Origin of the sequence: Demequina sp. TMPB413, assembly GCF_020447105.2 — a bacterium.
In the GTDB taxonomy this organism is placed as follows: Bacteria; Actinomycetota; Actinomycetes; order Actinomycetales; family Demequinaceae; genus Demequina.
Genome location: NZ_CP096184.1, coordinates 95,411 through 114,836 on the forward strand (window position 1 = coordinate 95,411; position 19,426 = coordinate 114,836).

Annotated in this window: 15 protein-coding genes; 8 read left to right on the forward strand and 7 right to left on the reverse strand. The window is 66.0% G+C overall.

Features of this window, described 5'->3' with window-relative positions; genetic code table 11:
- The first annotated feature begins 72 nt into the window (after nt 1-72).
- On the forward strand, nt 73-1,110 hold the full coding sequence (gene tsaD / locus LGT36_RS00505) for a tRNA (adenosine(37)-N6)-threonylcarbamoyltransferase complex transferase subunit TsaD (protein ID WP_226096184.1): 1,038 nt from the start codon (nt 73-75) through the stop codon (nt 1,108-1,110).
- Nucleotides 1,107-2,750, forward strand: a complete 1,644-nt coding sequence (locus LGT36_RS00510; RefSeq protein ID WP_226264603.1) for a glycoside hydrolase family 3 N-terminal domain-containing protein — start codon at nt 1,107-1,109, stop codon at nt 2,748-2,750. Before tsaD ends, LGT36_RS00510 begins: the two co-directional genes overlap by 4 nt.
- Before the next feature lies 1 nt (nt 2,751).
- Here LGT36_RS00510 and LGT36_RS00515 read toward each other — a convergent pair whose 3' ends face one another.
- A complete protein-coding gene (locus tag LGT36_RS00515; protein ID WP_226094966.1) occupies nt 2,752-3,927 on the reverse strand; it encodes a class I SAM-dependent methyltransferase in 1,176 nt (391 codons plus the stop codon).
- A gap of 185 nt (nt 3,928-4,112) precedes the next feature.
- On the opposite strand from LGT36_RS00515, the gene groES reads away from it, so the two are divergent.
- Nucleotides 4,113-4,406 carry a co-chaperone GroES gene (gene groES / locus LGT36_RS00520; protein WP_226094968.1) on the forward strand — a complete coding sequence of 98 codons (294 nt, stop codon included), beginning with the start codon at nt 4,113-4,115 and terminating at the stop codon, nt 4,404-4,406.
- 125 nt (nt 4,407-4,531) lie between these two features.
- Here the strand turns inward: groES and LGT36_RS00525 are convergent, their stop codons facing one another.
- The gene (locus tag LGT36_RS00525; RefSeq protein WP_226094970.1) at nt 4,532-4,822 is read right to left on the reverse strand and encodes a WhiB family transcriptional regulator; all 291 of its coding nucleotides are present in this window, start codon (nt 4,820-4,822) and stop codon (nt 4,532-4,534) included.
- 306 nt (nt 4,823-5,128) lie between these two features.
- Between LGT36_RS00525 and guaB the strand changes: the two genes are divergently transcribed.
- Together guaB and LGT36_RS00535 are read left to right on the forward strand one after the other, a co-directional pair.
- On the forward strand, nt 5,129-6,640 hold the full coding sequence (gene guaB / locus LGT36_RS00530) for an IMP dehydrogenase (protein WP_226094971.1): 1,512 nt from the start codon (nt 5,129-5,131) through the stop codon (nt 6,638-6,640).
- Nucleotides 6,641-6,642: 2 nt separating this feature from the next.
- Nucleotides 6,643-7,392, forward strand: coding sequence for a TSUP family transporter (locus LGT36_RS00535; protein WP_226264602.1), 750 nt, complete (start codon nt 6,643-6,645; stop codon nt 7,390-7,392).
- On the opposite strand, the gene LGT36_RS00540 is transcribed toward LGT36_RS00535, so the two are convergent.
- Nucleotides 7,389-8,135: an exonuclease domain-containing protein gene (locus tag LGT36_RS00540; RefSeq protein WP_226094606.1), complete on the reverse strand. Its 747-nt coding sequence runs from the start codon at nt 8,133-8,135 to the stop codon at nt 7,389-7,391. The two genes, LGT36_RS00535 and LGT36_RS00540, sit on opposite strands and share 4 nt — an antisense overlap.
- 51 nt (nt 8,136-8,186) lie before the next feature.
- On the reverse strand, nt 8,187-9,449 hold the full coding sequence (locus LGT36_RS00545; RefSeq protein WP_226264601.1) for a Glu/Leu/Phe/Val dehydrogenase: 1,263 nt from the start codon (nt 9,447-9,449) through the stop codon (nt 8,187-8,189).
- A gap of 86 nt (nt 9,450-9,535) precedes the next feature.
- On the opposite strand from LGT36_RS00545, the gene LGT36_RS00550 reads away from it, so the two are divergent.
- A complete protein-coding gene (locus tag LGT36_RS00550; protein WP_226094662.1) occupies nt 9,536-10,660 on the forward strand; it encodes a GuaB3 family IMP dehydrogenase-related protein in 1,125 nt (374 codons plus the stop codon).
- A 197-nt stretch (nt 10,661-10,857) separates the two neighbouring features.
- Here the strand turns inward: LGT36_RS00550 and LGT36_RS00555 are convergent, their stop codons facing one another.
- The gene (locus tag LGT36_RS00555) at nt 10,858-12,948 is read right to left on the reverse strand and encodes a methyl-accepting chemotaxis protein (protein ID WP_248642131.1); all 2,091 of its coding nucleotides are present in this window, start codon (nt 12,946-12,948) and stop codon (nt 10,858-10,860) included.
- Nucleotides 12,949-13,157: 209 nt separating this feature from the next.
- Between LGT36_RS00555 and LGT36_RS00560 the strand changes: the two genes are divergently transcribed.
- Nucleotides 13,158-14,459, forward strand: coding sequence for a hemolysin family protein (locus LGT36_RS00560; RefSeq protein ID WP_226094800.1), 1,302 nt, complete (start codon nt 13,158-13,160; stop codon nt 14,457-14,459).
- Here the strand turns inward: LGT36_RS00560 and LGT36_RS00565 are convergent.
- Nucleotides 14,456-16,009, reverse strand: a complete 1,554-nt coding sequence (locus LGT36_RS00565) for an SAM-dependent methyltransferase (protein ID WP_226264496.1) — start codon at nt 16,007-16,009, stop codon at nt 14,456-14,458. The two genes, LGT36_RS00560 and LGT36_RS00565, sit on opposite strands and share 4 nt — an antisense overlap.
- A gap of 66 nt (nt 16,010-16,075) precedes the next feature.
- Between LGT36_RS00565 and LGT36_RS00570 the strand changes: the two genes are divergently transcribed.
- Complete coding sequence (locus LGT36_RS00570; protein WP_226095130.1) at nt 16,076-16,636, forward strand: helix-turn-helix domain-containing protein; 561 nt, start codon at nt 16,076-16,078, stop codon at nt 16,634-16,636.
- A 214-nt stretch (nt 16,637-16,850) separates the two neighbouring features.
- Here LGT36_RS00570 and LGT36_RS00575 read toward each other — a convergent pair whose 3' ends face one another.
- Nucleotides 16,851-19,325 carry a phosphoketolase gene (locus LGT36_RS00575; protein ID WP_370634272.1) on the reverse strand — a complete coding sequence of 825 codons (2,475 nt, stop codon included), beginning with the start codon at nt 19,323-19,325 and terminating at the stop codon, nt 16,851-16,853.
- Nucleotides 19,326-19,426: the final 101 nt, after the last annotated feature.

Consider the following 19,426-nt stretch of genomic DNA (forward strand, 5'->3'; position numbering starts at 1 on the left):
CGGACGCCGCTGTCGTGGCCGACCACCACTGAGCCGTGCTTCCCTTGCGCTACAGCACCTAGAGTGGCTCCCATGGAGTTGGTGCTTGGCCTTGAATCGACGTGCGATGAGACGGGCGTCGCCCTGGTGCGTGGTCGCGAACTGGTGGCCGATGTGGTCGCCTCGTCCATGGACGAGCATGCCCGCTTTGGCGGCATCGTGCCCGAGGTAGCCTCGCGAGCGCACCTCGAAGCATTGGTCCCGACCGTCCACGAAGCGCTCACACGAGCAGGTCACTCCCTTGACGACGTCGACGCGATCGCCGTCGCCTCCGGCCCCGGACTGGTGGGCTCGCTCACGGTGGGCGTCGCGGCGGCGAAGGCGCTGGCTCTCGCGCTCGACCGGCCGCTATACGGCGTGAACCATGTGATCGGCCACGCTGCGGTCGATGAGCTGGTGCACGGAGAGTTTCCCGATCGCACGATGGCGCTCGTCGTGTCCGGTGGGCACACATCGCTGCTGCTCGTGGACGACATCGCGACGCAGGTGACGGAGCTAGGACACACGCTCGACGACGCTGCGGGTGAGGCGTTCGACAAGGTGGGCAGGCTGTTGAAGCTTCCCTACCCTGGCGGACCGCACGTGGACAGGCTCGCTCGCGAGGGCGATCCGACCGCCATCGCGTTTCCCCGCGCCCTGACCGCCCCCAAGGACAGGGAGCGGCACGCCTACAACTTCTCGTTTTCAGGCCTGAAGACTGCGGTCGCCCGATGGATCGAGGCTTACGAGGATTCTGGGCGCGCGGTCCCCGTCGCCGACGTCGCGGCATCGTTCGCCGCCGCCGTCGCCGACGTACTGGTGACCAAAACGCTCGATGCGTGCGAAAGGCATGAGGTGGGCACGCTCGTGATTGGAGGAGGCTTCTCCGCGAACAGCCAGTTGCGGGAGCTCGCGGCGCGTGAGGGGGCGCTACGCGGGATTGACGTGCGCATCCCGCCGCTCAAGTACTGCACCGACAACGGCGCCATGATCGCTGCGCTTGGCTCGGCACTTGTCTCTCGTTCAGTTGCGCCGAGCGCCCTCACCATCGGTGTGGACTCATCCATGCCGTTGGAGACGATTTCGGTATGAGCGCGCGCCGCGTGGTCGCCATCGTGGGCGCTGCTGCGGTGCTCGTGGCTGGCGCGGGTGCTACGTGGTTGGCCACTGGCCGCCCGGGCCTTTCTGAGTCGACGCCGGCGAGTACGGTGCCCGTGACCATCTCAAGCCCGGTGCTGCAGAACGCGCCGCCAAGCGACCTCCCGACCTTGGCATGGGGACCGACCGTGGTGGATGTGGCCCGCGCACAGGTTGCCGCATCGCAACTACCGCTCGACGTGGCGGCCGGTCACGTCATCGTCGCGTACTGGAACTCGCCCGACTCAGCGGGCGCGGCCGCCGTGGTGCGCGACAGCCATGTGGCCGGCGTGATTCTCATGAGTGGAGCCGTGGTGGACTCCGCCCAAGTGAGGCAAGTGACGGAGGCCGTGGCGCAAGCGGCTCAAGAAGACGGTCGCGAGTGGCCGCCGGTGATCTCGACCGACCAAGAGGGCGGTCCCGTGGCGCGGCTCGACGGGATTCTGCCCGAGATGCCGGCGTTCATGGCGGCGGGCGCCGCGTCGGACAAGGCGACGGTGACACACGCCTACGAAGCCGTCGCGAGGGACATGGCTGACTTGGGCTTCACGGTGAACTGGGCGCCTGTGGCCGATGTGACAGTGGGCCCCGGCGACCCGGTGATCCAGGTCAGGTCGGCGGGCTCCGACCCCGACAACGTCGCCGCCACCGTTGTCGCTGCCGTGGAGGGATTCATGGCTGGAGGAGTCGCTCCCGCCGTGAAGCACTTCCCTGGTCACGGTTCGGTGACGACGGACTCGCACGCGGCCCTGCCCGTGCAGACCGCAACAGTGGAGGAACTCTCCGCGCGTGACTTCGTTCCGTTCACGCGAGCGGTCGACGAGGGCGCGCCGATGGTCATGATGGGGCATATCTCGGTCGCCGAATGGGGTGGAGGGCCCGCCACTACCAACCCGGAGGCGTACGCATACTTGAGAGAAGAGCTCGGATTCACCGGGGTGGCGGCCACGGATGCCCTCAACATGGCCGCCATCAGCGACGTGTATGGGCCGGGTGACTCGGAAGTGGCTGCGCTCGCGGCGGGAGCGGACTTGCTGCTGCTACCCCGGGACGTGGAGGCCGCGCGCCAAGCCATCGTGGTGGCGGTAGAGAACGGCTCGCTTTCTCGACAGCGTCTCGACGAGGCCGTCGCGCGCGTCAGCCTCCTCATGACTCAGCAGGCCCAGTGGGCGGATGCCGCAGCGGGGCAATCGACCGACGTCGATTACGCGCGCCAGTTCGCAGCGACTTCCGCGACCGTCGTCGCACCGCAGTGCGGCGAGCCGCTGGTGGGCGACACCGTCAGGATCGTGGGCGGCTGGCCTGGTGAACGCCGTGCGCTCGCCGACGCCCTGGCCGCCTACGGCGTGGGCGAGTCAGAAGAGGGCACCACGGTTCGAATACTCGGTTCCTCCACGGGATCGGGCAACGCCGACGTTGTGGTGGCGATGGACGGGCCGTGGGGTCTTCCCGCGTCGCAAGCCACCGCGTACGTGGGGCTCTACGGGCGGTCAGAGGCGGCGCTCGCCGGACTGGCTGATGTTCTCACCGGCAACGTCCCCCCCGGTGGTTCCTGGCCCGTGCCTGGAATGCCAGGCACTCCGTGCGGGCGTTGACCTAAACGCGCTGTGCGATAAACGCGGTGCGCGCATCGCCGATCCGCGCCAGGATCACCGTGGCGCTCGAGTCGCCTTTCAATCTCAGACGGCGCCTCAGCGCGGCAGGGTCAACGTCGAGGCCGCGCTTCTTGATCTCGACGTGACCAACGCCGCGCGCAGCGAGAGCCGAGGCGAGGCGCTTTTCCGAGTAGGGAAGAGAATCGACGATGCGGAACGTCGTCGCAAAAGGAGAAGCGGCGGGTGTGTCTGTCGTGAGGTAGGCAAGGTGAGGGTCGAGCAAGCGGGCGCCGAGGCTCTCTGTGAGAGGCCCCACGAGTCCAGACCTGATGACGGCTCCGTCGGGCTCGAGAAGGTACTCGCCAAGCTCTCCCGGCTCGCCCGGCACTGGCGCACCATCAAGCACGTGTGCCTGACCGGCCTTGAGTACGAGCGCCGAGTGGGAATGGTGGTGCGCCAGCGCTCCCATCCACAGGCCCGCCTCGACGACATCGCCATCGACGCTCACCCATTGGGCTTCGGTCTCCTGAGGAACGTCGTCGTGCGCGATCGCCGGGCCTACCTTGATGCCCACTTCGGGCCAGCGGCGCCTGAGCGCGATGACTTCTCCGAGAGGCGGGGAGTAGTCGCGAGGGTCGTGGCGCCGGCCCAGAGCGTTGCGCCTGGCGGGATCGGCAAAGACGGCGTCGATGCCGATGTCGCCGCGAGCGAGAGTCTCCAGGGAGTCGGCGTGCACCACGGACGCACCGTCCCAGTGCCTCAGGTTGTGAGCTGCCAGGAGAGCCGTTGCTTCGTCGCGCTCGAAGGCCAGCACGTTGAGACCGAGAGTGGCGAAAGCCATCGCGTCCGCACCCAGGCCACACGTGAGATCCGCCACCGTCGTGACCCCAGCTGCGCGATAGCGCTGGCCGTGGTGTGCGGCGACGACGAGCCGGGTCGCTTGCTCGAGACCTTCTTGAGTGAAGACCATCCCCGCGGCGAAGTCGCCGAACTTGGCGCGAGCGTCGGCGCGAAGGCGTGACTGCGTGAGTGCGGCCGCCACCACGTCGGCATCCGCACCCCTGTCGCGAAGCTGCTGGGCAAGCACGAGCGCGTGGTCGGCGTCGTACGGCGGCAGGGGAGCAAGCAATGACAGCGTCTCGGGGGAGAGGGCCAAGCGTGCGGCGCGGGCGTCCATGACTCGATCCTGGCATGCCCGCGGTTTCTCCCCAGGCGAAAGGCAGGACTTCAGTTAGCACTCACTTCACGAGAGTGCTAAATTCTGAAGTGCTCCCAGTCGGGAGAGCGACCACTGCCTGACCCCCGCGACGGCGGGCCGCGGCCGCAAACTACACGTCACGTTCTAGGAAGGTGAGGTCCGCAGTGTCGGTCTCTATCAAGCCTCTCGAGGACAAGGTTGTGGTGAAGCCGGCAGTTGCCGAGCAGACCACGGCCTCGGGCCTCGTGATCCCCGATACCGCGAAGGAGAAGCCCCAGGAGGGCGAGATCGTCGCGGTCGGACCGGGTCGCATTGACGACAACGGAAACCGTGTACCGCTCGACGTCGCCGTCGGCGACAGGGTGATGTACTCAAAGTACGGCGGCACCGAGGTCAAGCACGGCGGTCAGGAATACCTGATCCTGTCGGTGCGCGACCTGCTCGCAGTCGTCGAGTAAACCTCGCAACGCAAGCGAAGGCCCCGGGGACCTCACGGTCGCCGGGGCCTTCGTGTTCTCCGTGCTGCTCCGCGGCCTTGAGGGGGGCTAGGCGGCGGGCGCTATGGAGATGGCCGGGAAGCGGGTTAGCTTGCCTGCTTCATACGGCCAGCGAGGATCGCATGGCGTTCGTCCTCGCTGAGTCCTCCCCACACGCCGAACGGTTCGCGCGCGGCGAGGGAGCGTTCCCTGCACAACTCAAGGACAGGGCAACGGTTGCAGTACTGCTTGGCGGCTTCGGCACGACGGCGGCGCGCAGCACCGCGCTCGCCTTCTGGGTGAAAAAACAGATTGGGGTCTGCTTCGCGACATGAACCTTCGTACTGCCACTCCCACTGGTCCTGCGTTGGGGCTGGCAATGTGGCGATCGTCTCCATCGTGCTCCTCGCTCGGTGGTGCAAAACTCGTCTTCATTGACTCACTCTGCCCTCGCTACCGCTCAAGGACAGAATTACCATAAACCGGACGAAACGGACAGTCAACGCGTCCGGCCCATGAGGACCTCGTCGTCCGGTCGACTAGGACCTTCATGACTGTTTGTACCCGCTCCTGACCAGGTTGAAAACCCCCATTTTGGGGGTGATTTGTCCATTCTTCCCAGGGTGAACACCGGCGCTATGCCGCCAGGGGTATGCCCTTGAGAGCGATCCTGTCGCCGCATGTAGAGCCCTAGACTTGGCTCCATGGCAACCAGCGAGCACGACCCCTTCGGGTTCACAGGCCTGACGTATGACGACGTTCTCTTGCTTCCTGGCGAGAGTGATGTCACGCCTTCAGAGGTGTCGACGGCGACCCGATTCACGCGCGGAATCTCCATCGCCGTGCCACTGCTCAGCGCAGCAATGGACACGGTGACAGAGGCGCGTCTGGCAATCTCGCTTGCCAGGCTCGGCGGCATCGGCGTGCTCCATCGAAACCTCTCGATCGACGACCAGGCCCAGCAGGTCGTGACGGTGAAGCGCTCCGAGTCGGGGATGATCACTGACCCAGTCACCATCAGTCCCGATGCCACTCTCGCGGACCTCGACGCCCTCTGTGCCCGTTACCGCGTCTCGGGTCTCCCCGTGGTTGACGCCGACGGCACGCTCGTCGGCATTATCACCAACCGCGACATGAGGTTCGTGTCTCCCAGTGACTACGCCGGCCGTTTTGTGCGCGACCAGATGACGCCCATGCCGCTCATCACGGCTCCAGAGGGAGTCTCCAACGCTGCAGCCTCCGAACTGCTCGCGAAGCATCGCGTCGAGAAGCTGCCGCTGCTCGACAAGGACGGCAAGCTCACCGGTCTGATCACCGTCAAGGACTTCGTCAAGACGGAGAAGTACCCGCTCGCCACCAAAGATGACGAGGGGCGCCTTCGAGTCGCCGCTGCCGTCGGGTTCTATGGGGATGCATGGGAGCGAGCGACAGCCTTGGTGGATGCCGAGGTTGACGCGCTCGTCGTTGACACCGCTCACGGGCACGCTCAAGCGATGATCGACATGATCCGCCGCCTCAAGTCCGACCCGGCAACGTCACACGTCCAGGTCATTGGCGGCAACGTCGCCACTCGCGCTGGTGCGGAAGCGCTGATCGACGCGGGCGTGGACGCCATCAAGGTGGGTGTCGGACCTGGATCGATCTGCACCACTCGAGTGGTGGCAGGCGTCGGCGTTCCTCAGGTGACGGCCGTGTATGAGGCCTCCCTTGCCGCTCGCGCCGCTGGCGTTCCGATCATCGCCGACGGCGGGCTCCAGTACTCGGGTGACATCGCCAAGGCACTGGTGGCAGGAGCGTCGTCCGTCATGATCGGCTCGCTCTTTGCCGGTTGTGCCGAGACGCCTGGCGATCTCGTCCTGGTCAACGGCAAGCAGTTCAAGAGTTACCGCGGCATGGGTTCGATGGGGGCGATGGCTTCCCGGGGGCGTCGCTCGTACTCCAAGGATCGCTATTTCCAGGCCGACGCTCCCAGCGACGATGACCTGATCCCGGAGGGCATCGAGGGGCGGGTGCCCTACAAGGGCCCCTTGTCCTCCGTGGTTAGGCAACTCGTCGGTGGCTTGGGGCAGTCGATGTTCTACGTCGGGGCACGCACCATTCCCGAGTTGCAGTCAAAGGGCAAGTTCGTGCGCATCACGCCTGCTGGTCTCAAAGAGAGCCATCCGCACGACGTCCAGATCACCGTCGAGGCTCCCAACTACGCCGGCCCGAATTAGCGGTGGAGCTCACCTGGCATGCGCTTGCCATCTTGGCCGTGGTGGCCCTGGTCGCCGGATTCCTTGACACTCTTGCGGGCGGCGGCGGTCTCCTGACGCTGCCCGCGCTCCTCTTGGCCGGGGTGCCGCCGCTCGCCGCACTCGGGACCAACAAGCTTCAAGGCTCCTTCGGCACCGGCATGGCGACGTACCAGGTGCTGAGACGTCGTCGAGTCTCGTGGGTGGACGTCAGAGGTCCGATGCTGCTCGCATTCGCTGGCTCCGTCGCAGGCTCGATCGGGATCCAGTTTGTCGACGCCGACGGTCTGCGAGTACTGATCCCCGTGGTGTTGGCACTGATCGCCGCCTACTTCCTGTTTGTGCCGCGCGCGCACCACCCGCCGACGAGCCCACGCGTCAGCGAGGGGACCTTCAGGGGTGCTGTCGTGCCGACCATCGGTGCGTACGACGGCGCTTTTGGCCCGGGTACCGGCTCGCTCTACGCTCTCACGGGAGTGGCGCTTCGCGCGCAGACGCTTGTCCAGTCGACCGCCGTTGCCAAGACGTTGAACTTCGCCACGAACGCGGCCTCGCTGGCCGTGTTCCTTGTGGCTGGCCAGGTGGTGTGGGTCGCAGGCGCCGCCATGATCGGAGGCCAGTTGCTCGGGTCGTACGTGGCCTCGCACGTGCTCTTCCGCGTCAAGCCATTGGTGCTGCGCGTGCTGATCGTGGTGATGTCGCTGGGGATGCTCGCGCGGGTGTTGGTGGGCTAGAAGAGCGCAGGAGCGTCGGCGTCGTCGCTCGGCACCTGAAGGGTAGCCACTGGCCACTCAGGGCTCGGGAGGTCGTCAACGGTGCCCTTCGAGACAAGCCACGCCCTGAAGCGGTTGGCCCACGCGCTGTGTGCCGACGCCTGCTGATCGTGCAGGTCTTGAAGAGCGACAGTGGCGAGCGATGGGTAGCGTTCCGCGATGGCGGGTACGAGGTCGAGGGTCGCCAGCACGTCAGCGTCGGCGGCGTGGAGGTCATCGGCCACTACCTGGACCCTGTACGTGCCGCACATGTCGATGAGCTTGCGCTTGCCCTTGCGATACGTGTCGAGATGGCGATCGAGCACGAGCGGATCGATAATCGGCCTGATCCCCTGCGGCAGGCGCTGGGCCAAGGTGCGCAGGCCGTGGCGCGCGAGTTCGGCCTCAAGAATGGTGAGGTCGTACTGGACGTTGAAGCCAACCACAGGGATGCCTGCTCCGAGAGCGTCGGCGAGGGCCGTGGCAATCTGCTCGAGAGCGTCGGCAGGATTTGCGCCTTCAGCTTGCGCCTTGGCGGTGGTAATGCCGTGCACCTCGGTGGCGCGGGCGGGAATCTCGATGCCAGGATTGATGAGCCACTCGCGCACCTCAACGGCGCCGCCGTGACGGCGAATCACCGCCGCAGTCACGATGCGATCGTTTTGGGGCGATACGCCCGTGGTCTCGGTGTCAAAGCCCACCATCGGTCCATCTATCCAACTCATGCCCTCAGCCTGTCACGAGGGTGAGACGCGGACCGCCAGGCGCGGCGACTGTCACGGGTACAGACCGCGTTGGCGATGCGCCTCGGTGACGCGGCGAACGGCGAGGGCGGTGGCTGCCGCCCTGTAGGTCAGCGAGTGCGCGCCCGCGTACTCGACCACGTCGTGCCAGGCGGCCGTGAGGCGCTCCTCCAGGCGCTCAGTGACCTCACGCTCGCTCCATTGGAAGGCCTGGTGAGCCTGGACCCATTCGAAGTAGCTCACGATCACGCCGCCCGCGTTGGCGAGAATGTCTGGCACTACCACGACGCCGCGCTCGGCGAGCAGTGCGTCGGCCGCTTTGGTGGTTGGGCCGTTCGCCCCCTCGACCACGATCTTTGCCCGCACCTCTGGTGCGTTTGCTGCAGTGATGACGCCCTCGATGGCGGCGGGAACCAACACATCGACGTCCAGCGTGAGCAGGTCGGCGGGATCGATCGCCTCCGCCCCAGGGTAGCCCGCGACGGAACCCGTCTGCTTCGCATGCTCCCCAAGCCCCGCAATGTCGAGCCCTTCTCTGGCATACACCGCGCCGTCGACGTCGCTCACCGCCTGCACGATGACGCCCTCTTCTGCGAGAAAGCGCGCAGCGTCGTACCCCACCTTGCCGAATCCCTGGACGGCTGCCGTGGCGCGCTCGCGCTCGACTCCGTGGGCGGCCATCGCGAGCAGTGCGATGTGCGCGACTCCTCTCGAGGTGGCCGTCGCACGACCGCGCGAGCCGCCGAGACTCACGGGCTTGCCAGTGACGACGCCCCTGACGGTGTGGCCGACGAGCGCAGAGTAGGTATCCATCATCCACGCCATCGTTTGCTCGTTGGTGCCGATGTCTGGCGCAGGAACGTCCACTTCGGGGCCGATGATCGGCGCGATCTCCGAGGTGTACCGCCTGGTGATGCGCTCGAGCTCGCCCTTGCTGTGGTCGCGCGGCTCGATCGCGACGCCGCCTTTCGCGCCCCCGTAAGGGACGTCAACGAGCGCGCACTTCCACGTCATCCACATGGCCAAGGCGCGCACTTCGTCAAGATCGACGGTGGCGGCAAAACGCAAGCCGCCCTTCGCCGGCCCTCGTGAGAAGTTGTGTTGCACGCGATAGCCGGAGTAGACCGCCACGCTGCCGTCGTCTCGGCGCAACGGAACGCTGACCTGCATCTCTCGGCGCGCCGTCGCGAGCATTTGGTGCATGCCCTCGTCATAGCCAAGATGGGCGACAGCCGCCTCCAACTGCGCGAGCGCGTCGGCGAGCGGGCCGTCGGCCGGTGGACGTGACTGAATCATCGTGACCTCCTGGTAGAGCTTCGACGACCTTAACCCCGCGAGGGCCGGCAGGGGAGAGGCAGTCCGCCGCCGGGTAGGCTGAGTGCGTGAGTAACGAGATCGAGATCGGGCGCGGCAAGCGCGGACGCAGGGCGTATTCCTTTGACGACGTGGCGATCGTGCCATCGCGGCGCACGCGCGATCCGCAGAACGTGTCGCTCGCGTGGCAGATCGACGCGTTCAGATTCGAGATTCCCGTGATCGCCGCGCCGATGGACTCCGTGATGTCGCCAGCGACGGCGATTGCCTTGGGGCAGCTCGGTGGTCTTGGTGTCCTCGATCTCGAGGGCCTGTGGACGCGGTACGAGGACCCGACGTCTCTGCTTGCCGAAATCGCATCGTTGCCGGCAGAGGCCGCGACCGCGCGCATGCAAGAGATCTACCGCGAACCCATCAAGGCCGAGCTCATTGCGGCGCGTCTTCGTGAGATGCGCGAGGCAGGGGTGACGGTCGCTGGCGCCCTGTCGCCCCACAACACCCAGGAGCACTACTCGGCGGTGTTGAGCGCTGGCGTCGACCTCTTCGTGATTAGGGGCACCACCGTCTCCGCCGAGCACGTGAGCGCCGACGGCGAGCCGCTCAACCTCAAGAAGTTCATCTACGAACTCGATGTTCCCGTGATCGTTGGCGGCGCGGCCACGTACCAGGCCGCCCTTCACCTGATGCGCACCGGAGCGGCAGGCGTGCTTGTCGGCTTCGGCGGTGGAGCGGCGCACACCACCCGAACCTCTCTGGGTATCCACGCGCCGATGGCCACTGCTGTCGCCGACGTTGCAGCCGCTCGCAGGGACTACCTTGACGAGTCTGGCGGTCGCTACGTTCACGTCATTGCCGACGGCGGACTTGGACGTTCCGGTGACATGGTCAAGTCCATCGCCTGCGGGGCAGACGCCTTCATGCTGGGCGCCGCGCTTGCACGCTCAGAGGAGGCGCCCGGCGGCGGATTCCACTGGGGCCCCGAGGCCCACCACCCAGAACTGCCTCGCGGCGAGCGCGTGCACGTCGGCTCAGTCGGCTCTCTTGAGGAGATCCTGTTTGGGCCAGGTGCGCGAGCTGATGGCACCACGAACCTGATGGGCGCTCTCCGTCGATCCATGGCGACGACCGGTTACTCGGACCTCAAGGAGTTCCAGCGCGTCGACGTCGTGGTGAGCCCTTACCAGGCGGGCTAGCCGTCTAGGCCCGTCCGCTGCGCCGACGCGGGCGCACGCCGCACGTGGCTTGATGTGTACTGCCATCTTGCGCTCAGCGCCGCCCGATGGCTTGATTCGTACCAGCCCGCCCCGCGGGCGGTACACATCAAGCCATTGGCGGCCGATCGCGCCGAGCAACGGTACACATCAAGCCATTTGTGAGGGGTGGGGAGCGCCTAGGCCAGCGTGAACTGGTCAACCCCTGTCGCCAGGTCCGTGGCGATCGACGTCAGGTCAGTGACCACGCCGCCCACCTCCGTCGCGCTTCGCTGGGCGTCTTGAGCCGACTCCGACAACACTTGTGCGGCAGCCGCGATATCGGTGGCGCCACCAGCGGCGACAATCAGATTGCGTTCGATCTCGGTGGTGGTCGCCGTCTGCTCTTCGATGACTGCGGAGATAGACGACTGGTGCTCATCGACCAAGGCGATCGACTTCTCGATGCGATCGACGGCGGCACGCATCTCGGCGGAGTCGGTCGCGACCTCCTCCAGCACGGGACGAATCGTCTCGATCGCCTCGGCGGTCTGTTGAGCCAAGTCCTTGACCTCGCTTGCGACCACCGCAAATCCCTTCCCTGCCTCGCCCGCTCGCGCCGCCTCGATCGTGGCATTGAGCGCCAGGAGGTTTGTTTGTGCGGCGATCGCGGTGATCGCCTTGAGCACCTCGGCAATGCGAGACGACGAGTCTCCCAGACGCTCGGCCGTCGTTGCCGCCTCTGTTGCGATCCCCACGGCCGTCCTCGTCTCGCCGGTCGCTGCGTGAACGTCGCGAGCGACTGACTGGATCGACGTGCGCATCTCCGTCATCGCGGTGGTGACCGACTGGACCTCGTGGTTCATCTCTGTCGCGGTGCCAGACGTCGTGCCGGCGTGCGTCGCCGTCTGGGTCGCGCTTCCTTGCAGGGCTTCGCTCGACCCGCTCAGCTGCTGTGCGGTCGCGCGAACCGCCTCAGCACCCTCCCGCAGGCTGGTGACCGCCGCCCGCATGCCGATGATGGTGTCGCCAAGGGCGTCGCCCATGCGGCCGATCTCGTCCTTGCCTTCACCCCGCACGTCCGCAGAGAGGTCGTGATCTGCGACTCGCCGTAGCGCTTCCGTGATGTGGCCAACACGCTTGGTGATGCGGCCAGCCGCCAGGACGATGAACGCGACGGCCAGGACGGCCACGCCAAGTCCGACGCCCAGCAGGGTCATCGTCAGTCGCTGCGTACCTTCGGCAAGGTTATTGGGCACCACCTGTAGGTCGGAGTCCAGACCCCAAGCGGCGATCGTCCAGCCCCACGGCGCAAATCGCGTCACTTCGACCTGGGCTCCGCCTTCTGCTAGGTCGACGCGCTCCTTGGCCGTGGCGTCGGCGTCGGGGAGGGCTGTGCCAGCGTCGATGAGGCGCTGCGCAAACTCGGCGTCGGCGGGAGTCCCTGCCGCAACTCCCGGCGGCGGCACAACCCATTCGCCGGCGTCGGACAGGACCGTGACGTAACCGTTGTTGCCGACGGTGACCTGGGCGAGGGCTTCGCGCAGGGGGGCGTCCACTTCCGATTGGGGAAGGCCAACAAAGATCGCGCCTACCGCAGCGCCGTCTCTCATGATGGGGGCGTAGGCGGTCACGTACTGCTCGCCGACGACGGTGGCCGTTCCGTAGAAGGGCTCGCCGGCGAGCAAAGCCTTGACGACGGCGTTGGGGCTGCCGTCGGCGTTCGTGGCGGCGATGTAGGTGCCGATCGCCCGCTCTCCAGCATCGTTCGGCACGGTGGTGGCGACGCGGAGCATGTCGCCTTCCTCGTTCATGCGTTGGAAGGCCGTAGTGGCCGCCCCCAGAAGGTCGGTGACCTGGTCGACGACGGGCACCGGCGTGGAGAAGCTGGAGACCTGCCCAACGTCCATCCCGCCGATGATCACGCGAGGCAGCTCCACAGTGGTGATGTCCCCGGTGGCCTGGTTCTTGGCGTCCCACGTGATGGGTGCGCCCAGGGTGAGGTCTCCCATATCGGCAACGGTCTGCTGTGCGACGGCGAGCTCCGACTCCATGCGCGTCGTGACGGTGTCGACCTGCGTGGACACGAGTGCGCGCGCCGACTTCGCGGTTTGGGTCATCGATTCGGTGGTCAGTTGCTCGACATCACGGCCCGCTTGGTCTGCGAGCTGGTTTGCCTGCACGGCGCCGACGGCCGTGAGGGCGATGGAGGTGACGAGCACGGCAAGGGCTCCGAACGCCACCAGTTGCCACTTGAGACTGGCGCCAAGGGTGGCACGCATGATCTTCATGAGGGACCTTCGTCCTGGTAGGAGGGTGGTTTCAGTTGTCACATCGGTCCGCTGCCCCCATAAATGAGGGCAGCACGTGTGATCCTTCACACGCCGCGAGTGGGCTGCAGAATTGACGGGCGGAGGCTGCGCGGTTGTACTTTCTCCATGGATGACCCTGCGAGTACCCGTTCTCTGCCCGTACGTCGATCGTGGGGCGAGGCGACCTCATGACAGAACCCATGTGGCTCAGCGTCGGCCTTGTCTTGCTGTTCATCCTGATCGGTGGCGTCTTCGCGGGTACGGAGTTGGCTCTCGTGTCACTGCGCGAAAGCCAACTTGATCAACTGGCCAAGCGCGGCAAGCGCGGCGCCCACGTGGCTCGCGTCGCCCGCGACCCCAACCGATTCCTTGCGGCCGTCCAGATCGGCGTCACCGTCGCAGGCTTCATCTCTGCGGCGTATGGTGCCGCGACGCTCGCGCCTGCCCTTGCCCCCTCGCTCGAGTCTGCGGGCCTTGGACAGGAGGCGGCGCTTACGGCCGCGACCATTCTCCTCACACTGATCGTGGCGTACCTGTCGCTTGTGCTGGGCGAACTCGTGCCCAAGCGATTTGCCCTGCAGCGTGCTCAAGGGCTCGCGCTTGCGGTCACTCCCGCCCTTGATCGCTTTGCCACGGCCATGCGTCCCGTCATCTGGCTGTTGTCCGTCTCGACGGACGCCGTGGTTCGCGTTCTTGGCGGCGACCCCAAGGTCAGGGCGGAGTCGATGTCAGGCGAAGAACTGCGCGACCTCGTTGACTCCCATGAAGGTTTGCCCGCCGACGCGCGCCGCATCGTGAGCGACGTCCTCGGGGTAAGCGATCGCACCGTGGCCGAGGTGCTTCGCCACCGAGCGGACGTCGAGTTCGTTGACGCGTTGACGCCAGCCGCCGAGGTCAGTGCGAGGGTGTCACAGCTCCCGTACTCTCGCTACCCGGTGATCGCGGACACCATGGATGACGTGATCGGTTTTCTTCACGTGCGCGACCTTCTCACCGCCAACCCTGATCAGCCCGCCGGGCGCTTCGCACGGCCGATCCTGTACGTCCCCTCGACGGCCTTAGTGATGCCAGTACTCGCTCAGATGCGCGCGGAAAGACACCAGATCGCCGTGGTGGTCGACGAACACGGCGGCACTGACGGCATCGTCACGTTCGAGGATCTGTTGGAGGAACTCGTGGGCGAGATCGCTGACGAGTACGACCCCCCGGCACCGCCACGGCTCGACACCGACGGTGACAGTCTCGACGCGGGGTTGACGATCGAAGAGTTCGCCGATCGCACGGGGTTTGCCTTGCCTGACGGGCCGTACGAGACCGTGGCTGGGTTCGTCATGGCACGACTTGGGCGGTTGGCGCGCGTGGGTGACGAGGTGACCGTCTCTGTCGAGAGCGAGGAAGACGCCGACGCTCACGGACTTCTCATCACCGTCGCACAGGTCGAGGGGCGCCGGATACGTCTTGTGACGGTGTCGTTTGCGGCGGAGGTCTAGGGCACACGCCGACGCATGAGCACCACGCCGTCGAGCAACGTGGCGGGTCGATCGTCAGGACCGCTCACCTGCCGCTCCCTGTCCGCCGCGATGACGGTGGTCCACTTGGTGGGATCGAGACCGAGCGACTCGACCTCCTGGGCCGCGGTGAGGAAGGTGTGATTCGCGCTGTGGCTGGGATCGGCCCAGGGCGGTGGGGCGGCATGGGTGATGACCAGAAGGTGGCCCCCAGGAGCGACGGCCGCGGCGGCCGACTTCAAGATCGAGGCGCGTGCGAGGGCGACCGGCGAGTGCAGGAACGAGGCGGTCACAAGGTCGTACTCCTCGCTGGGCGTCCACTCGGACAGATCGGCCGCCTCGAACGTGGCACGGCCCTCACCCGCGGCCGCCGCAGCCGTCTTAGCTCGGACGATTGCGGTCGCCGAGATGTCGATGCCATGCGCGCGCCAGCCCTGGGATGCGAGCCACACCACGTCGCCACCCTCACCGCAACCGAGATCCAACGCCGTGCCAATGGGGATGGTGGCGACGACGTCGGCGAGGGTGGCGTTGACGCGTCCAGACCACATGGTCTCCCCGCCCGCGTACCGCTCCTCCCAATAGTCTGCCGGCGCGATATCGCGAGAGGCGACCGCATCGTCGGCGTCTTGCTGGGCGAGGAAGGCGTTGACTGCGGCACCCGCCATCGAGCCAGCACTCATCGATAACGGCACATTCGCGTGAGGTGTCACGACGTTGCCAGCTGCCCAGATGCGGGGGTCAGACGTGCGACCGGTCTCGTCGACCACAAGGAATGACCCCATGGCGGTGTCGTGGCGGGCAAGACCGAGCCCTGCCAGCATGGCGTCGTGCGGCGCGAGCGTGCCGCCCGCGAACAAGGCGTCGAGGGGCAGCCGATCGCCATCGGTGGTGACGACGTGCTGCAACTTTCCCTCCGGACCTTCAAGAGCGCCGACGCCGGTATCGAGCACCGTGACCCCTCTGGCGCGCAGGCGGGCAAGGGCCTCGATGTCGAGGACGTCTGGCTGAGGTGCGAAGACCGTGACCTCAGGGCTCAACTGACGGAGCAAGAGCGCCAGATGTGACTGGAGGGGTGACGTGACCAGCAGGCCAAGACGTTGATCCCGTACCTCCCACCCGTGGCAATACGGGCAGTGGAGCACGGAGGTTCCCCATCTCTCGGCGATGCCGTCAATGTCAGGCAGGTGGTCCGTCGCGCCGGTGGCAAGCACGAGCGATCGAGCAAAGATCGTCTCGCCCTCGACCTGCACATGGAAGCCACGATCGGCTTGTGTCACGTCGCGCACGTGTGCCACGCGGTGTTCGATGCCGTAGATAGCCGCCTCGGCGCAACCGCGCTCGAGTAGAGCGCCCGGTTCAGTGCCTTCGTGTCCCAACACGCCATGCATGTGGGAGGCGAATCGGTTCCTGGGCTGCGCGGCGTCGATGACGAGGACGCGTCGACGGGAGCGGCCGAGCATGAGTGCGGCGGAGAGGCCTGCGGGCCCGCCTCCGAGAACGATGGCGTCATACGTGAGGTGAGGGGACATGGTCTTAGACTGGGCCGTGGCATGCGGCTATTGCAACTAGTTTTGCGGAAACGGCAAGGAGAGGTGATGAGGAACGTCGTCTCGCAGGTAGGCCCACGGCTCAGGGCGCTGCGCCACGAGCGTGGTTGGACCCTTGAGGAGCTCGCCGAACGCGCCGAACTCTCGCCAAGTACCCTGTCTCGCTTGGAGTCGGGCAAGCGACAAGCGACTCTGGAGTTGCTGATCCCGCTCACCAGGCACCTGGGTGTGCGCATTGATGACCTCTTGCCGGATACGGATGTCGATCCGAGAGTGCGCAGGCCCGTCATCAGGCGCGACGGGTTGGTCATCGTGCCGCTCGCGCCTGAGAGCGCTGCCCATGAGACCTACAAAATCACCTACCCTCCCGCTGGTGAGGAGCCGTCTCTCAGGGTGCACGACGGATACGAATGGCTCTACGTGTTGAGCGGACGCTTGAGGCTGCGGTTGGGTGAGCAGGAGTTCGTGCTCGAAGAGGGAGAGGCGGCGGAGTTCGACACGCGCACGCCGCACGCCATCACCTCGGCCGGCAGGCGACCCGCCCAAGTGATCTCCATCTTTGGCGAGGATGGCGCTCGCGTCCACACGAGGGTCGGCGCGACGCCCTGAACGGCGGGCGCGCGGTACGAATCAAGCCATTTGCGGCGGGGGGCCAGCGTGGCGCGGTACGAATCAAGCCATTTGCGGCGGGGGGCCAGCGTGGCGCGGTACGAATCAAGCCATTTGGCGCGGAGGGGTGGGGGAGTGGCGGCGGGGTGGGGGAGACATGACGAAGCCCCCGGTCGCTGCACAACCAGGGGCTTCGTCGCGGAGGAAGGGATATCTAGTCGTTGTCTCCGCCGGTCGAGGATGCGGCCTCGGCCTTGGCTTGTGGATCGATCAGGTCGCGTGCATCGCTCCAGACCCATTCGCGCACCTCGGGGATGTCTTCCCCCGTCTCGCGCGCATAGCGACGGGCTGCCAGGCGCTTGTCGAACAGCTTCTGGCGCAGCGACGCTGCACGTGAGCCGAGGTGCGGTACCTGGTCGATCACGTCCATGACCAAGTGATAGCGGTCAATGTCGTTGAGCATCGCCATGTCGAAGGGGGACGTGGTGGTGCCCTCTTCTTTGTAGCCGCGCACGTGCAGGTTCGAGTGACCCGTACGGCGATAGGTGAGGCGGTGGATCAGCCAGGGGTAGCCGTGGTAGTTGAAGATGATCGGCTTGTCCGTGGTGAACATGTGGTCGAAGTCCCTGTCGGGCATCCCGTGTGGGTGCTCCTTCTCGGGCTGCAATCTCATGAGGTCAACCACGTTGATCATGCGCACCTTGAGGTCAGGAAGCTCCTCGCGGATGATGTCGATCGCTGCCATGACCTCAAGCGTTGGCACGTCTCCGGCGGAAGCCAGCACCACGTCGGGATCCTCGCCCAGCGGCACATTGGACGCGAAGTCCCAGATGCCGATGCCGCGCGTGCAGTGATCGATCGCCTGGTCCATCGTGAGCCACTGAGCCTGGGGCTGCTTGCCAGCCACCACCACGTTCACGTAGTCGCGCGAGCGCAAGACGTGGTGATAGGTCGACAACAACGTGTTGGCGTCCGGCGGCAGGTACACCCTCACCACTTCGGCCTTCTTGTTGACCACGTGGTCGATGAAGCCAGGATCCTGGTGGCTGAAGCCATTGTGGTCCTGGCGCCACACGTGGCTCGACAGCAAATAGTTCAGCGAAGCGACCGGGCGGCGCCACGGCAGTTCGTTTGCGGTCTTGAGCCACTTGGCGTGCTGGTTGAACATCGAGTCGATGATGTGGATGAACGCCTCGTAAGACGTCAGCAGACCGTGACGACCGGTGAGCAGATAGCCCTCGAGCCAGCCCTGGCACTGGTGCTCAGAGAGCATCTCGATGACGCGGCCTTCAGGGCTCATGTTGTCGTCATCGAACTCGGAACGGGCGTTCCACACCTTGTCCGTGACCTCAAGCACCGCCTGGATGCGGTTGGACGCGAGCTCGTCAGGAGCGAAGATGCGGAAGTTGTTCGGATTGGCCGCCATGACGTCCCTGAGCCACGCGCCGAGTGCCTTGGTGGCCTCGCCTGGTCCCGCACCTGGTGCGGGGACGTCGAGCGCGTACTTGCGGAAGTCGGGCAGTCGCAGGTCCTTGAGGAGCAGACCGCCGTTTGCCTGTGGCGCACCGGACATGCGCAGTTCGCCCTCTGGCGCGAGCGCCGTGGTGGAAGGCAGCGGCGCGCCGGCGTCGTCGAACAACTCCTCAGGCTTGTAGGACTTGAGCCAGTCCTCGAGCGTGCGCAAGTGCTCCTCGGTGTCGCGCGCGTTGGACAGCGGCACCTGGTGCGAGCGCCAAGAACCTTCTGTGATCTTGCCGTCGATCTTCGCGGGACACGTCCAGCCCTTTGGCGTGCGCATGATGATCATGGGCCACTGCGGACGCGGCATGTCGGGGTTGCGCTTCGCCTCAGCCTTGATGTCGGCGATCTCGTCCATCACGGTGTCCATGAGTTCGGAGAAGCGCCGGTGAATGGACTCGGCCGGTTCGTCATCGAAGCCGCCGACGAAGGTGTGTGGCTTGTGACCGTAGCCGCGCATGAGCTGGTCGAGCTCTTCTTCAGGGATGCGCGCAAGCAGAGTCGGATTGGCGATCTTGTACCCGTTGAGGTGCAGGATCGGGAGGACGACGCCGTCGGTGGCAGGGTTAATGAACTTGTTCGAGTGCCACGACGTCGCGAGCGGGCCGGTCTCTGCTTCGCCATCGCCCACCACGGCGGCCACGAGCAGGTCTGGGTTATCGAAGGCCGCGCCATAGGCGTGGCTCAGCGCGTAGCCGAGCTCGCCGCCCTCGTGGATCGAGCCTGGCGTCTCGGGGGCCACGTGGGAAGGGATACCGCCAGGGAACGAGAAGCGCTTGAACATGCGCTGCAAGCCGGCCTCGTCGTACGTGATCTCTGGGTAGGTCTCGGTGTACGTGCCGTCGAGGAAGCTGCAAGCGACCAAGCCAGGGCCGCCGTGCCCGGGGCCGATGATGTACATCGAGGGCTGCTGGCGCGCCTTGATCATGCGGTTGAGGTGCGCGTAGATGAAGTTCAGGCCTGGCGTGGTGCCCCAGTGGCCAACGAGTCGCGCCTTGACGTGGTCACGGTGCAAGGGCTCGCGGAGCAAGGGGTTGTCGAGCAGGTAGATCTGGCCGACGCTCATGTAGTTGGTGGCACGCCACCAACGGTCGATTCCCGAGATTTCTTCTGACGTCGCTGATTCTGCGGAGCGATGCGCCCAGGGGTGGGACAACACGGTGTTCTCCATTCGTATGGGGTTCTTTCAGCATGACACGCAGCACCAGTCTTCGTCAGGTAATTGGTCCCTGACAAGGGCTTGTTGGTCATGCGGAGCGCAGGCAAATGCCG